Consider the following 19,067-nt stretch of genomic DNA (forward strand, 5'->3'; position numbering starts at 1 on the left):
GTTAATCCTATTTTTTAAACCCTTTATTGTTTTTGGCTATCTAAACCTTTTTCCATAGCCTTCCAAGCAAGTGTTGCACATTTTATTCGAGCCGGAAATTTTGATACACCTTGAAGTGCCTCTATATCCCCTAAATCAATGCTGTCGTCATACTCTTTTCCAAGCATCATTTCTGAAAAAATGTGAGAAAGTTTAATAGCATTTTCAATGGTTTGGCCTTTTATTGCCTGTGTCATCATTGAAGCAGATGACATTGAAATAGAACAACCTTCGCCATCAAACTTAGCTTCAGTTACCTTGCCATCTTCTACCTTCATACTTAATTGTATGCGGTCACCACATGTTGGATTATTCATATCTATAGTTAATGATTCATTTTCTAAAACACCACGATTACGCGGATTTTTATAATGGTCCATAATCACTTGTCGATATAAAGTATCTAAATTGTTATTAAAAGCCATTGCTGAAATACTCCTTTGTTTTGATGAGTCCTTCAACTAGTTTATCAATTTCTTCTTCAGTATTATAGAGGTAAAAACTTGCACGAGCAGTAGCCGACACCTTTAACCATTTCATCAATGGTTGTGCGCAGTGATGACCAGCACGCACGGCAATACCTTCTGCATCTAGTACTGTTGCAACATCATGTGGGTGTACATCTTCAATATTAAAAGTGACAAGTCCCGCTCGCTGTTTTGGACCAAAGATTGTTAAACCTTCGATTTCCGACATACGGTTCATTGCATATTCTGCTAATTTATGTTCATGTGCTTCAATGTTTTCAAGACCTATTTCGTTTAGAAAGTCGATGGCTGTCCCTAAACCAATTGCACCTGCAATGACTGGAGTACCAGCTTCGAATTTCCAAGGTAATTCCTTCCAGGTCGATTCATAAAGATTAACAAAATCAATCATTTCGCCACCTGTTTCAACTGGCTCCATGTTTTCTAGCAATTGTTTTTTGCCATATAAAACGCCAATACCTGTAGGTCCACACATTTTATGACCTGAGAATGCAAAGAAATCACAATCTAAGTCTTGTACATCTATCCTCATATGGGGTGCAGCCTGCGCACCATCGACAATCATGATTGCTCCATTTTTGTGGGCAATATTAGCTATTTCTTTAACTGGATTGATAGCACCTAAAACATTCGATACTTGCATAACAGAGACGATCTTTGTATTTTCAGTAATCGTTTCCTCAGCGTCTGTTATCGAAATAGAGCCATCCTCTAGAAGTGGGATGTATTTCAGGATAGCACCAGTCTGTTTTGCAAGTTGTTGCCATGGAATAATATTTGCATGGTGTTCCATATAAGTAATTACAATTTCATCACCTTGTTTAAGGTTATCTCGTCCATAGCTTGCAGCTATTGTATTAATCGCTGTTGTTGTACCTCTTGTAAATATTACTTCTTCAATCGAATTGGCATTAATAAACTTACGTACCTTTTCTCGTGCTCCTTCATACCCATCGGTCGCTCTCGTACCAAGAGTATGAACACCACGGTGAACATTTGAGTTATATTCACGGTAGTAACGATCAATAGTCTCAATTACTTGAACTGGCTTCTGTGACGTAGCAGCACTATCAAGGTAGACAAGTGGTCTACCATTGACTTCTTGGTGGAGAATAGGGAACAGTTCTCGAATACCTTGAATATTCATTATTTTACTTTCCTTTCAATTACCTCAACTAGCTGCTTTTTAACGCCTTCAATTGGAAGCACATTTACAACTGGAGCTAAAAATCCGTGGATAACAAGTCGTTCAGCCTCAGTTCTTGAAATCCCGCGACTCATTAAATAGTAAAGCTGAAGTGGGTCAACTCGACCTACTGAAGCCGCATGTCCTGCCGTAACATCATCTTCATCAATAAGAAGTATTGGGTTTGCGTCTCCACGAGCTTTTTCACTTAGCATTAATACCCGTGATTCTTGTTCAGCATTGGATTTTGATGCACCATGCTCAATTTTTCCAATTCCATTAAAAATTGAGCTTGCACTATCCTTCATAACACCATGCTTTAAAATGTAACCTTCAGAGTTTTTACCAAAATGAACAACACTTGTTGTAAAGTTTTGTTTTTGGTCCCCGCGACCAACTACAACTGTTTTCGTATCTCCAATTGAACCATCGCCCATTAGGTTAGTAATGTTTTCAGAGATTGTATCTCCATCGTTCATTAAACCTAATGCCCACTCAATTTTGCTATCACGACCAGCAACACCGCGGCGATTTACGTAGGTAGTAACACCCTTTGCAAGTGTATCTACAGCACCATAGGTAATTTTTGCGTTATTATTAGCAATTACCTCAGAAACAATATTTACCACAGCATTATCTACGTCAGTAGTAGAGATATAGTTTTCAACATATGTTACTGAACTATTATCATCCGCAACCACAATAACGTGATTAAAAAGTGTTGCCTCTGGGTTCTCATGTATATAAATAGCTTGGATTGGAGCTGTTACTTCAACATTTTTCGGTACATACAGGAATGCTCCACCATTCACTAATGCTGCATGTAATGCCGTTAAACGATGCTCATCAACTTTAACGCCATTTTTCATAAAATAGCTCTGTAATAGGTCCCCATGCTTACTTGCAGCAGTATGAATATCAGTGAAAATTACACCTTTTTCTTTTAACTCTTCAGAAAGAGACAGGTACGCTGGTGTATTATCACGTTGTATATATAAACTTTTATTTTCTTCATTTAAATCGACCAACGATTTTACTTCTTCTGGAAGTTCATCTAAAGATGTAAATGGAGCACTTTTAACAGTGTGGTTTTTGAACTCTGTAAAATTCCACTTGTCAATTTTCGTTTTATCTGGTCTTGGCATTGGTAGTTCTTCTACTTTAGCAAGTGCTTGTAAGCGAAGGTCTAGCAGCCATCCAGGTTCTCCTAGTTCTTTAGAAAAGTTGCTGACATAATCCTGATCGAATAGTTTCGTATCAATTGTCATGTTAATCCCCCTAACGCTTATGCTTCTTGCCCTACAGTTTCATCTTCAATGCCAAGTTCTTGCTTAATCCAGTCATAGCCTTCAGCTTCTAGACGGTGTGCTAATTCAGGTCCACCTGATTTAACTACTCGTCCCTGCATCATTACATGAACTTTATCAGGCGTAATATAGTTAAGTAGACGTTGGTAGTGAGTAATAATTAAACAGCCAAAGTCTTCACCACGTTTTTCATTAATACCTTTAGAAACAACTTTTAATGCATCTATATCTAATCCAGAGTCAATCTCATCTAAAATAGCAATTTTCGGATCGATCATCATTAATTGTAGAATCTCATTACGTTTCTTTTCTCCACCAGAGAAGCCTTCATTTAAATAACGTTGTGCCATATCTGGATCCATTTCAAGGAATTCCATACTTTTATCCATTGTACGGATAAATTTCATTAATGAAATTTCGTCACCTTCAGCGCGACCGGCATTCATTGCTGAACGCAAAAAATCAGCATTTGTTACCCCACTAATTTCACTTGGGTATTGCATTGCTAGAAACAGACCTGCACGAGCACGCTCGTCTACTTCCATTTCTAAAACATCTTCGCCGTCAAGAGTAATTGAACCACTTGTTACTTCATATTTAGGATGACCCATGATCGCTGATGATAAAGTTGATTTACCAGTACCATTTGGTCCCATTATAGCGTGGATCTCTCCACCCTTTATCTCAAGATTAACACCTTTTAATATTTCTTTACCTTCAATTGAAACATGAAGATCTTTAATTGTTAACGTTGAACCTGCCATTACAATACCTCCATTTTTACAAAAAAAAATTTGTGTAGTCTCGACTTTTTCAGCCAATACCTTATTCTCATTTTATTCTCATTTTATTCTCATTCTCATCTTATAACAAATGAAAAGTGATAGCAACCTTTTGAACTTTTTTAAGTTTATTATATTAGATAAAATACGACGTGATTTTTAAAGGTTTTTGCAATTCCAAAAAACACTTTCAGTATGTAGGTTTCCTTATTTTTCACTTAAACTTGAAAACAATTCGTTCTTATATATAATTTTCATTTTAACATTATTTTTAACTAATTCAAAAAGCATATTTTAGACGAATGGTAATAAGAAAAGCGCAGGGCTCCCGCCTTTCGGCGACAAGCATAAGACGAGCCGTCTGGAAGGTTGTTCTTTGACCTTCCAGACGGATTGGCTTATGACCTCGAGCCGATTGCGCCCGGAGCTAGACACTAAAACTAGGTTCAAATTTTTATACTTTCTTATCTTTGAACAAAAGCGCAGGGCGCCCGCTTATCGGCGACAAGCATAAGACGGTTCCTTTAAGAAGGTGGTTTTTCCTTCTTAAAGGAACTGGCTTATGACCACAGTTTGGTATCACACTGTTAATAGTAACACCTTCTGAATTTTTGAACAAATTACGTAACACCGCAAATGTATTTGTTATCTTACATAAAAGCGTGCAAGAAACACTGACATAGCTAAATAGTAAAAAATACTGAGAATACCTTTATCATCCTTCTAGATATTCAATTTTCATTGTAATTATAGTTAAGACGTCTAGAGTTGACAAAAATATTCTATAGATGAAAAGAGGACCTCCTCTTTTAGAGAGCAAGCCCTATGTACTTCTTTTAAATTATTGTGTTAGTTCATTTAATTCGACAATACACTCTTGGACTAGAGTAACCGCTTGACTCATAGCAGCCCCACCACCAAATGCTGCTGCTACACCTACAGATTCTAGAATCTCTTCTTCAGAAGCACCTTGATCTAAACAGCCTTTTGTATGATAGATAATGCAATATTCGTCCTGTGAATAAAGACTAATCCCCAGCGCAATTAATTGTTTTTGCTTTTGCGATAGCTTCCCCTCTTTAAAGCAGGCTTCCGTAAAGGCATTATAATGGCTAGCGATTTCGGGCATTTTTTGAGTGAATGTTCCCAAACCTACCTTATAATCATGTAATGCTTCTTCGGTAGAATTACGAGGTTCAAATTCCATTTTACATACAACTCCATTCTGATATTTTTCAGAATTAGTATGCTATAGAATGGTGATTGTATACATATAGAAAATGATGCCCGACATTTGTCTGGCACCACTTTTTTTAAACATTATTTCACAGTAATTACTGCACCTTGATATTTCTCTTGAATAAAGCTTTGAATTTCTTCAGATTTCAAGACCTCAACCAGTGCTTTGATTTCTTCTCTATTTTCGTCACCTGAACGAACAACGATAAGGTTCGCTGGTACGACATCGCTACCTTCAAATGCGATTCCATCTTCTTCAATGTTAACTCCGCCCTCTAGAGCATAGTTTGTATTGATGGCAACAGCGTCACCTTCGCCATTTTCAAAAGATGATGCTAATAATCTCGCTTCAATTAATGTAGAGAAATCTAAGTTCTTAGGGTTTTCTATAATATCCTCGATTCTTGCTGAAGCACCTACACCTTCTTTTAGCTTAATTACGCCTTCTCTTTCAAAAATAGGTAAAATACGACCGTGATCACTGAATGAGTCACTCAAAATAATTTTAGCCCCATCTGGAAGATCAGCTAGGCTATCATATTCTTTCGAATAAATACCAATTGGTTCTTGGTGAATTTCACCGACACTTACAAAATCATAATCTTTATTTTCTTCCATTTGAAGCTCTAAGTAACCAGGTGTTTGGAAGTAGTTTGCATCAATTTCTTTATCCTTTAATGCTACGTTTGGTAAAACATAATCTGTAAATACTTGAACTTCTAGGTCAATTCCCTTTTCAGCAAGTAAACCTTTTGCTTCTTCAAGCACTTCAGCGTGTGGTACTGCTGATGCACCGACAACAAGCTTCACATTACCATCTTGACCTTCTGCGTTTTCTTCTCCACCACCACAAGCAGTAAGAGTTAGAGCAAATAATGCGACAATAATAAACCCAAATAATTTTTTCATAATGTTTTCTCTCCTTTTGTTATCTTTTATCTGTTTTATTTGTAAAATAATCACCAGTAAACTGAATGATAAATACCAATAGTAAAATTGCAATTGTTGCGACCAGGGTCACCATTGAATTAGTTCGTTGAAAGCCTTCTAAGTATGCAAAGTGACCTAACCCTCCAGCACCAATCACCCCAGCCATCGCTGTAAAACTTACTAGAGAAATAGAGGTAACTGTAATACCTGAAATTAAAGCAGGTAATGATTCAGGTATTAGCACTTTAAAGATGATATGACTGTGGGTAGAACCCATCGACTGTGAGGCCTCAATAACCCCTTTATCAATTTCTCTTAGTGCTATTTCAACCATTCTAGCGTAGAAGGGGGCTGCTCCAATAATAAGTGCAGGTAATGCAGCATTAGCCCCAAGCATCGTTCCTACTAATATTTTTGTGAAAGGTATCAGTAAAACAATTAATATAATGAAAGGAATAGAGCGAAAAATATTAACAAAACCAGCAACAACAATGTTAACCATTCGATTTTCCCACATATTCCCTTTATCAGTTAAAAAAAGCAGCAATCCCAGTAGTAGCCCTATTACAAAAGTTGCAAGGACTGAGATAGATGTCATATAAATTGTTTCTTGGGTAGCTTCCAGTAATCTATCCCATTTAATCATTTGAAACAACTCATCGTCCATGTTCAATCACCTCTACTCCTACCTGCTGACTACGAATATAATTAATTCCACTCTCGATTTCTGTTGACACACCATCAACATGGATAAAGAGTGATCCATACGATCCATTCTGTGTTTGTGAAATTTTCCCTTGTAGTATATTGACATTCAAGTTGAAATTACGAACTAAATTTGAAATGAGCGGTTGCTCGGCGGCTGCACCTACAAATGTAAGCTGAATAACCTTACCTTCCGGATATTGTTCAAGTAAATGGTCAGTGGTTTCTCTTGTTTCTTCAGGCTCAGTTACTTGTTTAACAAACCGCTGGGTAATAGGTTTTTCGGGATTACGGAAAACATTAAGCACTTCACCTTGCTCAACAATTTTGCCATCTTCCATTACTGCTACTCTGTGACATATTTTCCTGATAACGTGCATTTCATGTGTTATTAATACGATTGTAAGACCTAAGCGCTCATTAATATCAACTAGTAAATCAAGAATTGAATCTGTTGTTTGTGGATCTAATGCTGAAGTTGCTTCATCACATAAAAGAACCTTTGGATTACTCGCTAACGCTCGTGCAATACCTACCCTTTGTTTTTGGCCACCACTTAGTTGGGACGGGTACGCATTCTCTCTTCCTTCTAAGCCCACAAGCTTTACTAATTCATCCACTCGCTTTAGTCTTTCCCTTTTTGGTACTCTTATTATCTCCAGTGGAAAAGCGATATTATCTCTGACTGTCCGAGACCAAAGTAGATTAAAGTGCTGAAATATCATACTAATCTCTTGTCTTGCTTTTCGTAATCTACTTCCTTGTGCGATTGTTATTTCATGACCAGCTACAGTTACGTTTCCTTCAGTAGGAATCTCAAGGCCGTTCAACAGTCTAATTAACGTACTTTTTCCTGCGCCACTATAACCGATAATTCCAAAAATCTCTCCTTCGTTAATATCTAAATCAATCCCATCAACAGCTGTTACCGACCCTGTTTTTGACTTATAAACCTTTTTAACGCTGGATAACTTTATCATCTTCTCACCTTCTTATCCTGAAAAATACATATAGTCTTTATAGTCTGCTCTTTAAAGACAAAAAACATTAAAAGGACTCTTGTTCTTTACCGAGAGATATTCTCCATTATTTTAAAAGTGCTGCAACATTTTTAGGGAAACATTCACTTTTATACAAACAAAAAGCCTTTCTGCACAGATAAGCAGAAAGGCTTTATAAATAAGATCCTTTCTCTCATCTCCCAAAGCAAAAGCTTTGCGTGAATTGGCACCATTTCAACATTAAGTTGACGGTTGCCGGGTTTCATAGGGCACTTCCCTCCACCACTCTAAATAAGAGTTTGTATATCCTTTATTTAATTATCACTTTAAAAGAGTTAAGTATTATCGATTACGAAAGTGAGTATATCATGTGTAAGATTTTAGTGTCAATAATTATTTTATTAATTTTTTTACGTTTTTCTTAAGGCGGTTGTCATTTAACCAATCATTTTCTTCTCATCCCTATTACGGCTAAGAAAAAAGATGGATTCCACTAACAATGTATTACGATAGGTTGCCTTTATTTCTAATTCATCTTCGCTTAGCAATTGACCTAGCATTTTTGAACCATTTAGTAAATTTCCCAAACTAGTAGTTCCTTTAATAGTTACTGCCTCAGAATCATTGCATTCTGCAGCTACTCTGCTCCCCTTACTCGACAACGCTAAAAATATGTAACGCTCTTCATATACAAATTTTATTATGAGTTCATATGTTGGCAATAAAGGAGTTAAATGATTCATAGCCTCTAATCTTATCAGAAAATCCTCAAGTAATTGTTCAAATGCCATTGTAATCCTCCTCGGATTAAACTTCTATAGATAACATTCAACTAATAACTCTCGTTTCCTTTACGATTCATTCGACAAATTATAAGTAAATTTATCAAAATAAATGAATTTATATTAAAATAACTGCCTTATTGACGTATTTCCCGAGAAATATGTCGTTATTAGGTTGTTTTTGCCATTGTTTTTTGAACTTTGACAAAAGGGACACCTTTGAATACCAAATAGAAATAAGTTGATCCTACTAAATATAAGCCTGCGGTAACAGTAAATACATAGGCATAACCCCAATATGAGCCATAAATTAAAACAAATGAAGTGGATACAGGCCCCATTACAGCCCAACCTAAATTAAAGACCATTTGGTTTACCGAGTTTGCTAGTCCTTTCATAGAATCATCTACCCTTTCCATCATCAATGACATTTGAATAGGGTTTCCTGCATTCATGAGTGCCTGACGAAAAAGAAAGCCAATCGCAGCTATCCATAAATTTTCGGTATAGGCTGTTATCAGTAGAAATGGTAAGGATGAAAGCTGTAAGATAACTACCGCTCTCACTTCACCAACCTTTTTCACTACAATTGGTCCAATAATCATTGCTACTGCAGTTGCTGCTTGGCCAAGGGACAAAACAATACCTATGATACTATTATTTGCTTGAAAACGGTCAGCAAAGTATAAGTTTAAATAAGGGACTACAAGGCCAGATCCAAAACCAATTAATAATTGTGCTATCGCAAAAAGGACAATTAGCTTAAATTGTGATTTATTTCTTATAAACATCTTTCGTAGAGGAACCTTTTGCTTTATTTCTACCCTTGGCTTTCTCTTTTCTTCCATTTTAAGGATGGGCAAAAGTCCTAGTAAAAATATTACTCCTGCAATAATCAAAGTAAGTCTAACACTCCAAAGTGAACTCATTTGAAAAGCATATAAAAAGATATCGGTAAGAAATCCACCTGTTAAATTTCCAATTACATTAGCAGCCATCATGATTGCAAAATGAAAACTAAATAAATGAACCCTTTGTGCTTGCGTTGAATTTTCAGCTAACCAAGGGATAGCCGATACCTGTATAAATGCCATTGAAATGCCCATTAAAAAGGCAGAACCTACCAAAAGTGACTCTAATTCTAATAAACTTCTAGAAAACAGCATGATGGTTGTGATAACAATGCCAATACCCATGATTTTTTTCCGTCCCAGCCTATCACTTATAATTCCTGCTGGAACTAAAATAATTGCGGATGCGAGAGCCGTCATAGCAATAATATTTCCGTTCACTTGCTCTGAATATCCAAGCTCTCTAATATAGAAATTATAGATAATCATGAATATACCCATTGCTATTTGTGTGCTGATATTTGTCATAATAAAAAGCTTTATATTTCGATTATAAGTTAAGTACTGACTTTTCCACTCACTCATGATGTTTTCCATTATTTTTGCACCCCAAAGTATTTCGCTTCCCTAAACATCATACTCTATTCATAAAAAAATGCAAGAAAAAAAACACCATCATTTGACAGTGTTATTTTTTCATTATTCCTTTATTAAGCTCTCTTGGATAAGGGTGTACAGGTATTCAACTGATCTAAAAGCATAAATCCGCTTATCAATTATTCCATCATTGAAAATTAACAAACAAGGTACACTTTCAACTATCCATTCCTTCGCTTTTGCCGGCATATAGTTCAGATCACATTTACCAATAGTCACATTTGGTGTAAGTTCTTTAACAACTGTTAGCATTTTACTAGCGACCTGACAGGTACCACAAAGTGGTGTGTATAGATAGAGACAAAATGGTGTATTTGATTGCATCATTTCGTTTATTTGTTGCTCTGTCCATTCATTCATAATTACTTTCGCCATTCCTTTGTTTTTAACCAATTATCTCGTAAAAACTGGTAATATGTCCACCTTTATCCCGCATGGAAGTTTCCTTTATAATAGATATTCTGTATGCACATCAATATTGGCACTTAATAACACTGTGGCTATATGCTGTTCAGGTGCAGTTGCTACTTCACGATACATCTTATCGATATACAAGTGCTCTGCTTCTGGAAACTCCCTCTTAAACTGTTTTCTTAGCTTTTCACCAGCATCATCGGCATCAACTAAAATATAAACGTCTTTATTGAATAAATGCTCAATAAGCTCATCTAGCTTTGAAAGACTTATTGTTCCGTTTGTGCAAATAATTTCAATTTGCTCATTTATAACATTTAACACTTTCTTTTTATCCGATTTCCCTTCAACAATAATAACTTTTTCTACAATACCTAGTGTCATTCCCCATCACCTTAATTTCATTGTACAAAAGAAATATTACTATTATTCTCTTTTGTTTATATTTGCTTATCATTATTGTATGAAAACGAGTTCAATTTGCTTGAAATTATTGAACATTTTTAACAACAAAGTGAAAATTCAAGCAGGAGATAACAAAATTATTGAACTTTTAGGTATGGAAAAAGCAGCGGAAAAAACCACTGCCTCTAAAGTTAACACCAGCCATTTTCAGCATCACAATCCACATACTTTTGATCTGGTTCGGTTGTGACATCTGCATATTTATATATTTTATTTTCGTCCTGCTCAAATCCTTCTTTTAACTCATATTGGTTGCCTTGATTTGTAAAGACAATTCGACCAATAAGATTATCTTCTTCATAAAGGTTCATTTGATTCTCAGAAAGTTTCCCCACGATGCGATCAGTAACATCTAACCGTTTTTTCTCTAATACCAATGCAAGCACCCTTTCTTATTTTTTATAAGTTTAGGTTGTCCATTTGGCAGAAAAGTTACTCAGGAAGAGAAAAGGAGCATAAAGAAAAGCGCATGGCGCCCGCCTATCGGCGACAAGCATAAGACGAGCCGGCTGGAAGGTTGTTCTTTAACCTTCCGGACGGATTGGCTTATACCATAGAGCCGATGGCGCCTGGAGCTAGACACTAAAACTAGGTACAAACTTTTATACTTTCTTATCTTTTAAGAAAAAGGAATTAGCTATGCTAATTCCTAGTTATGAAACGATTAGTCTTCCTTAACCATTTCTTCATATTGTTCCGCAGTCATTAGGCTATCAACTTCACTTGCGTCTGTTGGCTCAACCACGATCATCCACGCTTTTTCATAAGGTGATTCGTTAACGAACTCTGGGCTATCATCTAGGTCTTCGTTAATTGCTACAACCTTCCCACTGATTGGCGCATATAGTTCTGAAACTGTTTTTACAGATTCAACACTACCAAAAGGCTCGTCCGCAGAAATTTCATCTCCAACTTCTGGTAACTCTACAAATACAATGTCACCTAACTCTGACTGTGCGAAATCAGTAATTCCAATACGGACTTGATTTCCTTCAACCTTTACCCACTCATGTTCTTCTGAATAACGTAATTCCTTTGGTGTATTCATTCTACTATTCCCTCCATAAACTCACTAATTTTTATACTATAAAAGATTTCCCAATTAGGGTTCTTCTAACCCACTTTTTTTACTTCCACGTTTCTTCGAAAGTCTGCTCATTAAAACCAACTGTCGCCTTTGCACCGTCTGTTACAAGCGGTCGTTTGATCAGCATACCGTCAGATGCCAATAAATCAAGTAGCTCCTCATCAGACGCGGTTTTAATTTTATCTTTTAAACCTAACTCCCGATATTTCTGACCACTTGTGTTAAAAAATTTCTTTAACTCGAGCCCACTCTTTTTAAACAGACTTTCAAGGACTTCTTTTGATGGTGGATTTTCTACAATATGTACTTCCTCAAAAGATATATTATGTTGTTCTAACCATTTTTTTGCATTTCTGCATGTACCACATTTGGGGTACCAATAAAAAGTTAATGCCAAACTGTATTCACCACCGTCCATAAAAAAGTATGAATTCAATTCAATACTTTATTTTACCATAAAGGGTTAGTGAATTAACAACCGCAGCTTCCAACACACCTTTATTTCGACTAATTTTTTTAAAATCCTGCATACCTTAAATAATTAATTTTTATTTTGACAACTTTTTCTCACATTGATCAGCAATAAAACCCCCACTGAGGGAAGTTCCTTTATAATCATACTACGCTTTTTAATGTGAAAAGCCCCTACAAGAGGAGCTCTTCAATCAATCAAAGTGTCGCTTTTAAATTATAATGTATAACGCTCTGCATCAATTAGTGAAGCTGCAATTTCACGTTTTTTCGCAATAACATTAATTGGTGTATAACGTGTAAACTTACGAAGTGCTGATAACATCATTCTTAATGAATCACCTTGCTCAGCAGCAATAAGCGTTTCTTTTGCATGTGCTTCAATTTCATTGAACGCTTCTTGACAGAACACTTGAGTATAAAGAAGCTTTTGATTATTCTTTTCAAGACCAGTTTTGTTGATAGCCTTTTCAGTACGAAGAACAGCTGATTCCATTGCATAGACATTGCTTACGATATCTGCAATATTAGCTAGAATTTCTTGCTCTTTTTCAAGTGCTTTACCAAACTTTTGAGCAGCCAAACCGGCAATTAATAAGCCGATTTTCTTAGCATTACGGACTAGGTATTTTTCTTGCTCTAGAACACCATCGCCTACTTCTTCAGGCATTAACATCATTAACTCTTCTTGTAGTGCTTGTGCTTTTTGGAATAAAGGTAATTCGCCTTTAAATGCCTTACGGATATATGTGCCTGGCACTAATAGACGGTTGATTTCGTTTGTTCCTTCAAAGATACGATTAATACGAGAATTTCTATAAGCTCGTTCTACTTCGTATTCAGCCATGAAGCCATAACCACCGTGGATTTGAACTGCTTCATCAACAGTGTAGTCTAGAACCTCTGAAGCGAAAAACTTGTTTATTGAACATTCAATTGCATATTCTGCAATTGCAGAAGCAACTGATTTACCGTCTTTTAATTGCTCGTCAGTAAGCTTGCCTTGATGATCTTCATACAAACCAACAGTACGGTATACAGAGCTTTCCACCGCATATGTTTTTGTAGCCATGTTTGCTAATTTTTCTTGGATTAATGAGAAATTAGCAATTGGTGTTTTAAATTGTTGACGTTGGTTTGCATATTGTACCGCTACATCAACCATACGCTTTGACCCACCGATTGTACCAACTGCTAATTTATAACGACCAATATTTAAAATATTGAATGCAATTACATGCCCTTTCCCTAATTCGCCTAATAGGTTTTCCTTAGGAACCTGAACATCTTCTAATATTAATGTACGTGTAGAAGATCCTTTAATCCCCATTTTCTTTTCTTCAGCACCCGTTGAAACGCCAGGATATTCACGCTCAACGATAAATGCTGTGAAGTGTTCACCATCTACTTTAGCGTAAACAACAAAGACGTCTGCAAAGCCTGCGTTTGTAATCCATTGTTTTTCACCATTTAATACATAGTGTGTTCCTTCTGCATTTAGTTTTGCAGTTGTTTTAGCACCTAACGCATCAGAACCTGAACCTGGCTCTGTTAGTGCATACGCAGCTAATTTTTCTCCACTTGCAAGGTATGGAAGGTATTTGTGTTTTTGTTCTTCATTACCAAATAAAACGATTGGTAATGAACCAATTCCTACGTGAGCTCCATATGAAAGCGAGAAGCTTCCAGCTCTTGAGAATTTTTCTGTAATTACTGCAGAACTGATTTTATCAAGACCAAGTCCACCGTATTCTTCAGGAACATCAACCGCTAATAAGCCTAGCTCACCAGCTTTTTTCAACAATGCTACCGATTTATCAAAATGATGTTCTTCGATTTCTTCCATTTCCGGAAGAACTTCATTTACAACGAAGTCTTCTGTTGTTTTACCCATTAATTTATGTTCTTCTGTGAAATCCTCGGGTGTGAAGATTTGATCAGCTGTTATATCTTCAATTAAAAATGCTCCACCTTTAATTAAGCTATCAGTTGCTTTTGTCATTTCGGTTTTCCCCCTAAAATTAAATTTATAAAAGATGTTTTGTCAATTTTTCTTATAGAAGTTCAAATACTCCAGCAGCGCCCATTCCGCCACCGATACACATTGTAACAACACCAAATTGTTTGTTTTGACGCTTTAACTCATGAAGTAATGTAAGTGTTAATTTAGCTCCTGAGCATCCTAGTGGGTGTCCTAATGCAATTGCACCACCATTTACATTTACTTTTTCTTCATCCAATCCTAACTCACGAATAACTTGTATCGATTGAGATGCAAACGCCTCATTCAATTCAAACAAATCGATATCAGAGACCTGAAGTCCAGCTAGCTTTAAGGCTTTAGGCACTGCTGCAACAGGTCCTATTCCCATAATTTCTGGAGGAACGCCCGCTACTGCAAACGATCGGAATTTCGCTAAAGGCTTTAAGCCTAATGATTCAGCTTTTTCTCTATCCATAACCATTACCGCCGCTGCACCATCACTTGTTTGTGATGAGTTACCAGCAGTAACTGTTCCTCTAACATTAAAGGCTGGTCGAAGTTTTGATAGTACTTCAACTGTTGTTCCCGCACGAACACCTTCATCTTGAGCAAATAAAAGTTGTTGTTCTCTAATTTTCATGTCATCGCCGACACTACGATTTGTTACTTCTACTGGTACAATTTCATCTACGAATTTCCCCGCAGAAATTGCAGCAGCGGCACGTTCGTGGCTTCGTACAGCAAAAGCATCTTGTTCTTCACGGCTTATTCCATACTTCAATGCGACTTGTTCAGCTGTATGGCCCATACCCATATAATATTCTGGCGCATTTTCCGCCAGCTTTAAATTAGGTCTAACAGTATGACCCATCATAGGTACTAGACTCATAGACTCAGCTCCACCTGCAAGCACTGTATCAGAGTGACCAAGCATAATCCGCTCAGCCCCATAAGCAATAGCTTGAAGTCCTGAAGAACAATACCTATTAATTGTAATTGCTGGCACAGAATGATCTAATCCAGCTAAAGCCCCAATGTTTCGTGCCATATTTAATCCTTGCTCTGCCTCAGGCATAGCGCACCCAATAATAAGATCATCAATATTACCTTCATAATTACCAGCTCGTTTTAGCGTCTCTTTAACAACTAGAGCACCTAAATCATCTGGACGTACATTTGCAAGTGTACCTTTTTTAGATTTTCCGACTGGAGTTCTTGCTCCTGCTACTATGACCGCTTCTCTCACAAAATTCCCCCCATTTCAATTTCCACATACATTTTTTGTTACTTTAAACCCGACTAGGGCCCCAAAACTAGGTCAGCCCTTAGTTGAATTTTATCTATATAATTTAAACCTTTTATTAATTACGTAATGGTTTACCTTTTACTAGCATGTGTTGCATTCGTTGTTGTGATTTAGGTTCACCAATTAAGCTCAAGAATGCTTCTCGCTCTAAGTCTAATAAATATTGTTCATCGACTTCAGTTCCATAAGGCACACTACCACCAGCAATTACATAAGCGACCTTTTTAGCGATTGTTAAGTCATGCTCTGAAATGTATCCAGAGTAAAGCATTGCTTGTGCTCCTAGTAGAAGCGTTGCATATCCTGATTCTCCAACCACAGGCACTTTTTTGCGAACTGGCGCTTTATAACCTTTCTCATGAAGAGACAGTACCGCTTGCTTAGCATCATATAATAAGTGATCGCCATTAAAGCTCACACCATCTGAATTATTTAAGAAGTTATTTTCACGTGCTTCATGTACTGAAGTTGATACTTTAGCCATTGCAATTGACTCAAAAACCTTGTTCGCAACCTTTTGAAGATCAAATTCCACTCCATTAGGGATGTTTTCAAGATGCTTAATATAAAGCTCTTTGTTTCCGCCTCCACCAGGAAGTAAACCAACGCCAACTTCTACTAATCCCATATACGTTTCACTAGATGCTTGGATATGGCTTGATGGTAAGCAAAGCTCCGCCCCGCCACCAAGTGTCATTCCAAATGGTGCTGTCACGACTGGTTTAGAACTATATTTAACCTTCATCATGGCTTGTTGGAATTGACGAACGACCATATCAAGTTCAAAGAAATTGTCATCTTGAGCTTCCATAAGCATCATGGCAAGGTTGGCACCAACGCAGAAATTCTTACCTTGGTTTCCAATTACAAGACCGTTAAAGTTACGGTTAACCTCATCAATTGAGTAATTAATCATTTGAATAACATCTAACCCTATAGAGTTATTCGGAGAGTGGAATTCAAGTAAGGCAACACCATCACCTAAGTCTATTAAACTAGCTCCACTGTTTTTCTTAATAACTCCATTTTTCTCTTTTAGACTTTTGATGTTGATATTTTTAGGGTTTTCTTCTATTATTTTATACTCGCCATTGGTATAGAAGCTACGTGTCCCATTTTCGTTTTTATAAAATGAGGTAAAGCCATTTTCAATCATATCTATAACCCATTTCGGAACTATTGTACCTTCTGCTTCTAGTTTTCTAATAGAGTCCTCTAACCCGATAGCATCCCACGTTTCAAATGGACCTAGTTCCCAACCAAATCCCCATTTCATCGCTTGATCAATCGCAACAATATCGTCAGCAATTTCACCTAATAAATTGGCTGAATAGATAAGTGCTGGGCTCGTTATATTCCATAATAGCTTTCCTGCGCGGTCATCTGCGTACACCAAAGCTTTTAATTTTTCAGGTAGTTTTTTTGCTTGCTTACTCATTTCAGTAGCAGCAGTTTTTAATTTCTTTCTTGGTCCGTATTCTAGCGTTTCTGGATCTAATTCTAGAATCTCTTTTCCTTGCTTTAGGAAAAACCCTTGCCCTGACTTACTTCCTAACCAGCCTTTTTCCAGCATTGTTTTCATAAATGCCGGTACCTCAAAAACTTCCTTTTCTTTGCCTTCTACCTGCTCATATACATTATTAGCGACATGGACAAACGTATCTAATCCCACTACATCAAGTGTACGGAATGTTGCACTTTTAGGACGACCTACCATTGGTCCTGTTACAGAATCTACTTCTCCGACACTATAACCGCCTTTAAGCATTTCTTGAACTGTTACAAGAAGACCATATGTTCCAATACGGTTAGCAATAAAATTTGGTGTGTCCTTTGCTTCTACCACACCTTTACCAAGTACATCTTCAGCGAATTCCTTCACGAAAGCTAGAACTCCAGGACTTGTATGCTTAGTTGGTATAACTTCTAGTAATTTCAAGTAGCGCGGTGGGTTAAAGAAATGCGTTCCTAAGAAATGTTTTTGCAAATCCTCTGAACGTCCTTCAATCATGGCCTCTACTGAAATTCCAGATGTATTTGAGCTTACAATACTTCCTGGTTTTCTCACCTCATCAATACGAGCGAAAACTTTTTTCTTTATATCAAGATTCTCAACAACGACCTCAATAATCCAATCTACTTCTGATAAACGTTCCATATCATCTTCCATGTTACCTGCCTCAAGAAGCGCCAGATTACCTTTTGATGTTAATGGAGCTGGTTTTTGTTTTAATAGTTTTTGAAGGGCACCATTACTTAAGCGGTTACGCACCTGCTTATCCTCTAATGTAAGCCCTTTCTTTTCCTCGTCTTTTGAAAGTTCACGAGGAACAATATCCAATAATAAAGTAGGTATCCCAATGTTTGCTAAGTGTGCTGCAATCCCAGATCCCATTACACCTGAGCCAAGAACAGCAGCCTTTTTAATACTTTGGATCATTCATAGCTTCCCCCTTTGCACTTTTGAATGAATGCTCATTCATTTTTATTCCAAAAAAATATCCGTTAATTAGAATGAGTTCTTATCTCTAAATATAGCGGATTTTTACTTTTTTCGCAATACATAAGTGTAACAAATTCAAATTTTTAAAAAATTTATACCGAAAAGCGTAAGGTTCCCGCTTATCGGTGACAAGCATAAGACGAGCGGGCTTCTTTACCTTCTAGACGGATTGGCTTATGGCCTCGAGCCGATGGCGCCTAGAGCTAGACACCCAAACTAAATTCTAATTTTAAATACTGCTTATATTTTCGAAAAGCGCAGGGTACCCGCTCAGCGACAGGTTATGAATATTATTTTGCATTGAAAATCTTGAATTTGGTAATTCTAAGCAAGGAGGTGATTACAAGCAATGGCTAAAAGAGAAAAGAGTCCTTCAAAACGTGGTGTTAGTGCTGCAAGTGTGAAAGGAAATGCTGGACCTAAGCCTGAAAAAAGATTTGGTTCTACGCAATCAACTAATCAACAATATGGTGCAGATAACACACAAGATGAACTCTGACCCACTCCACGGGGCAAGCCCACGTGGGTTCTCACATATAGATTCTCGCAAGCGTACATGGAGTCGAACTCCCATCGGCGTTACGCACTAACTACAGGGGTGAAAACCAACAGACAAGCGATCCACCGACCACATTGGCGTCTGTTTTCTCTTCATGTGAAGACAGAGGCGAAGTCAAACCCCTGTTTTTAAAATCAAGATACGACTTTGTTTATTTTAATTCCACTATTTAAAACAACTACACGGTTGTTTCTTATTTGTTCAATACAGTGTTGATGTTTATCGTAAAAAGAATTAAATTCTTGTAGACATTTATTTCTATTTGGTTTTTCTAAGGTATCTTCAGAACAATAAAGCAGAAACGCTGAGTA

19 protein-coding genes and 1 riboswitch are annotated in these 19,067 nt (G+C 36.9%); of the genes, 1 reads left to right on the forward strand and 18 read right to left on the reverse strand.

From position 1 onward, the window contains the following. Window positions 1-23: 23 nt before the first annotated feature. From sufU to PY093_RS12305, 18 genes are all read right to left on the reverse strand, one after another. A complete protein-coding gene (sufU, locus tag PY093_RS12220) occupies window positions 24-464 on the reverse strand; it encodes a Fe-S cluster assembly sulfur transfer protein SufU (RefSeq protein ID WP_275646149.1) in 441 nt (146 codons plus the stop codon). After that, complete coding sequence (locus PY093_RS12225) at window positions 454-1,674, reverse strand: cysteine desulfurase (protein WP_275646150.1); 1,221 nt, start codon at window positions 1,672-1,674, stop codon at window positions 454-456. The genes sufU and PY093_RS12225 overlap by 11 nt, the downstream gene beginning before the upstream one ends. Further along, window positions 1,674-2,981, reverse strand: a complete 1,308-nt coding sequence (gene sufD, locus PY093_RS12230) for a Fe-S cluster assembly protein SufD (RefSeq protein ID WP_275646151.1) — start codon at window positions 2,979-2,981, stop codon at window positions 1,674-1,676. Before sufD ends, PY093_RS12225 begins: the two co-directional genes overlap by 1 nt. A gap of 17 nt (window positions 2,982-2,998) precedes the next feature. Then, a complete protein-coding gene (gene sufC / locus PY093_RS12235) occupies window positions 2,999-3,784 on the reverse strand; it encodes a Fe-S cluster assembly ATPase SufC (RefSeq protein WP_275646152.1) in 786 nt (261 codons plus the stop codon). Between the two features lie 859 nt (window positions 3,785-4,643). After that, the gene (locus PY093_RS12240; RefSeq protein WP_275646153.1) at window positions 4,644-5,009 is read right to left on the reverse strand and encodes a carboxymuconolactone decarboxylase family protein; all 366 of its coding nucleotides are present in this window, start codon (window positions 5,007-5,009) and stop codon (window positions 4,644-4,646) included. 113 nt (window positions 5,010-5,122) lie between these two features. Next, the gene (locus PY093_RS12245; RefSeq protein WP_275646154.1) at window positions 5,123-5,950 is read right to left on the reverse strand and encodes a MetQ/NlpA family ABC transporter substrate-binding protein; all 828 of its coding nucleotides are present in this window, start codon (window positions 5,948-5,950) and stop codon (window positions 5,123-5,125) included. 19 nt (window positions 5,951-5,969) lie between these two features. After that, window positions 5,970-6,638, reverse strand: coding sequence for a methionine ABC transporter permease (locus tag PY093_RS12250; RefSeq protein ID WP_275646172.1), 669 nt, complete (start codon window positions 6,636-6,638; stop codon window positions 5,970-5,972). Continuing rightward, window positions 6,628-7,656 (reverse strand): methionine ABC transporter ATP-binding protein, encoded by a 1,029-nt coding sequence (locus PY093_RS12255; protein WP_275646155.1) that lies wholly within the window; start codon window positions 7,654-7,656, stop codon window positions 6,628-6,630. Before PY093_RS12255 ends, PY093_RS12250 begins: the two co-directional genes overlap by 11 nt. Before the next feature lie 211 nt (window positions 7,657-7,867). Next, a riboswitch (SAM riboswitch) is annotated at window positions 7,868-7,975 on the reverse strand. 139 nt (window positions 7,976-8,114) lie between these two features. Beyond that, the gene (locus PY093_RS12260) at window positions 8,115-8,468 is read right to left on the reverse strand and encodes a hypothetical protein (RefSeq protein WP_275646156.1); all 354 of its coding nucleotides are present in this window, start codon (window positions 8,466-8,468) and stop codon (window positions 8,115-8,117) included. Window positions 8,469-8,629: 161 nt separating this feature from the next. Next, window positions 8,630-9,907, reverse strand: coding sequence for an MFS transporter (locus PY093_RS12265; RefSeq protein ID WP_275646157.1), 1,278 nt, complete (start codon window positions 9,905-9,907; stop codon window positions 8,630-8,632). Between the two features lie 102 nt (window positions 9,908-10,009). Continuing rightward, window positions 10,010-10,327 carry a thioredoxin family protein gene (locus tag PY093_RS12270; protein WP_275646158.1) on the reverse strand — a complete coding sequence of 106 codons (318 nt, stop codon included), beginning with the start codon at window positions 10,325-10,327 and terminating at the stop codon, window positions 10,010-10,012. A gap of 87 nt (window positions 10,328-10,414) precedes the next feature. Then, complete coding sequence (locus PY093_RS12275) at window positions 10,415-10,765, reverse strand: toprim domain-containing protein (protein ID WP_275646159.1); 351 nt, start codon at window positions 10,763-10,765, stop codon at window positions 10,415-10,417. Between the two features lie 212 nt (window positions 10,766-10,977). Beyond that, window positions 10,978-11,232 carry a YusG family protein gene (locus PY093_RS12280; RefSeq protein WP_275646160.1) on the reverse strand — a complete coding sequence of 85 codons (255 nt, stop codon included), beginning with the start codon at window positions 11,230-11,232 and terminating at the stop codon, window positions 10,978-10,980. Between the two features lie 278 nt (window positions 11,233-11,510). Next, the gene (gcvH, locus tag PY093_RS12285) at window positions 11,511-11,894 is read right to left on the reverse strand and encodes a glycine cleavage system protein GcvH (RefSeq protein WP_275646161.1); all 384 of its coding nucleotides are present in this window, start codon (window positions 11,892-11,894) and stop codon (window positions 11,511-11,513) included. Window positions 11,895-11,973: 79 nt separating this feature from the next. After that, the gene (locus tag PY093_RS12290; RefSeq protein ID WP_275646162.1) at window positions 11,974-12,330 is read right to left on the reverse strand and encodes an arsenate reductase family protein; all 357 of its coding nucleotides are present in this window, start codon (window positions 12,328-12,330) and stop codon (window positions 11,974-11,976) included. Between the two features lie 291 nt (window positions 12,331-12,621). Next, on the reverse strand, window positions 12,622-14,406 hold the full coding sequence (locus PY093_RS12295; protein ID WP_275646163.1) for an acyl-CoA dehydrogenase family protein: 1,785 nt from the start codon (window positions 14,404-14,406) through the stop codon (window positions 12,622-12,624). A gap of 52 nt (window positions 14,407-14,458) precedes the next feature. Next, on the reverse strand, window positions 14,459-15,634 hold the full coding sequence (locus PY093_RS12300; RefSeq protein WP_275646164.1) for an acetyl-CoA C-acetyltransferase: 1,176 nt from the start codon (window positions 15,632-15,634) through the stop codon (window positions 14,459-14,461). A 115-nt stretch (window positions 15,635-15,749) separates the two neighbouring features. Further along, window positions 15,750-18,131 (reverse strand): 3-hydroxyacyl-CoA dehydrogenase/enoyl-CoA hydratase family protein, encoded by a 2,382-nt coding sequence (locus PY093_RS12305; RefSeq protein WP_481769298.1) that lies wholly within the window; start codon window positions 18,129-18,131, stop codon window positions 15,750-15,752. 415 nt (window positions 18,132-18,546) lie between these two features. On the opposite strand from PY093_RS12305, the gene PY093_RS12310 reads away from it, so the two are divergent. Then, entirely contained in the window at window positions 18,547-18,696 is a 150-nt protein-coding gene (locus tag PY093_RS12310; RefSeq protein WP_275646166.1) for a YuzL family protein, read from the forward strand. Window positions 18,697-19,067 lie beyond the last annotated feature (371 nt).

The sequence above is a fragment of the Cytobacillus sp. S13-E01 genome (assembly GCF_029193815.1).
In the GTDB taxonomy this organism is placed as follows: domain Bacteria; phylum Bacillota; class Bacilli; order Bacillales; family Bacillaceae_L; genus Bacillus_BV.

What these genes read in the sequence shown, in the direction of transcription:
- sufU (WP_275646149.1), bottom strand. Translation starts at nt 464, where the DNA reads ATGGCTTTTAATAACAATTTAGATACTTTATATCGACAAGTGATTATG.
- PY093_RS12225 (WP_275646150.1), bottom strand. Translation starts at nt 1,674, where the DNA reads ATGAATATTCAAGGTATTCGAGAACTGTTCCCTATTCTCCACCAAGAA.
- sufD (WP_275646151.1), bottom strand. Translation starts at nt 2,981, where the DNA reads ATGACAATTGATACGAAACTATTCGATCAGGATTATGTCAGCAACTTT.
- sufC (WP_275646152.1), bottom strand. Translation starts at nt 3,784, where the DNA reads ATGGCAGGTTCAACGTTAACAATTAAAGATCTTCATGTTTCAATTGAA.
- PY093_RS12240 (WP_275646153.1), bottom strand. Translation starts at nt 5,009, where the DNA reads ATGGAATTTGAACCTCGTAATTCTACCGAAGAAGCATTACATGATTAT.
- PY093_RS12245 (WP_275646154.1), bottom strand. Translation starts at nt 5,950, where the DNA reads ATGAAAAAATTATTTGGGTTTATTATTGTCGCATTATTTGCTCTAACT.
- PY093_RS12250 (WP_275646172.1), bottom strand. Translation starts at nt 6,638, where the DNA reads ATGGACGATGAGTTGTTTCAAATGATTAAATGGGATAGATTACTGGAA.
- PY093_RS12255 (WP_275646155.1), bottom strand. Translation starts at nt 7,656, where the DNA reads ATGATAAAGTTATCCAGCGTTAAAAAGGTTTATAAGTCAAAAACAGGG.
- PY093_RS12260 (WP_275646156.1), bottom strand. Translation starts at nt 8,468, where the DNA reads ATGGCATTTGAACAATTACTTGAGGATTTTCTGATAAGATTAGAGGCT.
- PY093_RS12265 (WP_275646157.1), bottom strand. Translation starts at nt 9,907, where the DNA reads ATGGAAAACATCATGAGTGAGTGGAAAAGTCAGTACTTAACTTATAAT.
- PY093_RS12270 (WP_275646158.1), bottom strand. Translation starts at nt 10,327, where the DNA reads ATGAATGAATGGACAGAGCAACAAATAAACGAAATGATGCAATCAAAT.
- PY093_RS12275 (WP_275646159.1), bottom strand. Translation starts at nt 10,765, where the DNA reads ATGACACTAGGTATTGTAGAAAAAGTTATTATTGTTGAAGGGAAATCG.
- gcvH (WP_275646161.1), bottom strand. Translation starts at nt 11,894, where the DNA reads ATGAATACACCAAAGGAATTACGTTATTCAGAAGAACATGAGTGGGTA.
- PY093_RS12295 (WP_275646163.1), bottom strand. Translation starts at nt 14,406, where the DNA reads ATGACAAAAGCAACTGATAGCTTAATTAAAGGTGGAGCATTTTTAATT.
- PY093_RS12310 (WP_275646166.1), top strand. Translation starts at nt 18,547, where the DNA reads ATGGCTAAAAGAGAAAAGAGTCCTTCAAAACGTGGTGTTAGTGCTGCA.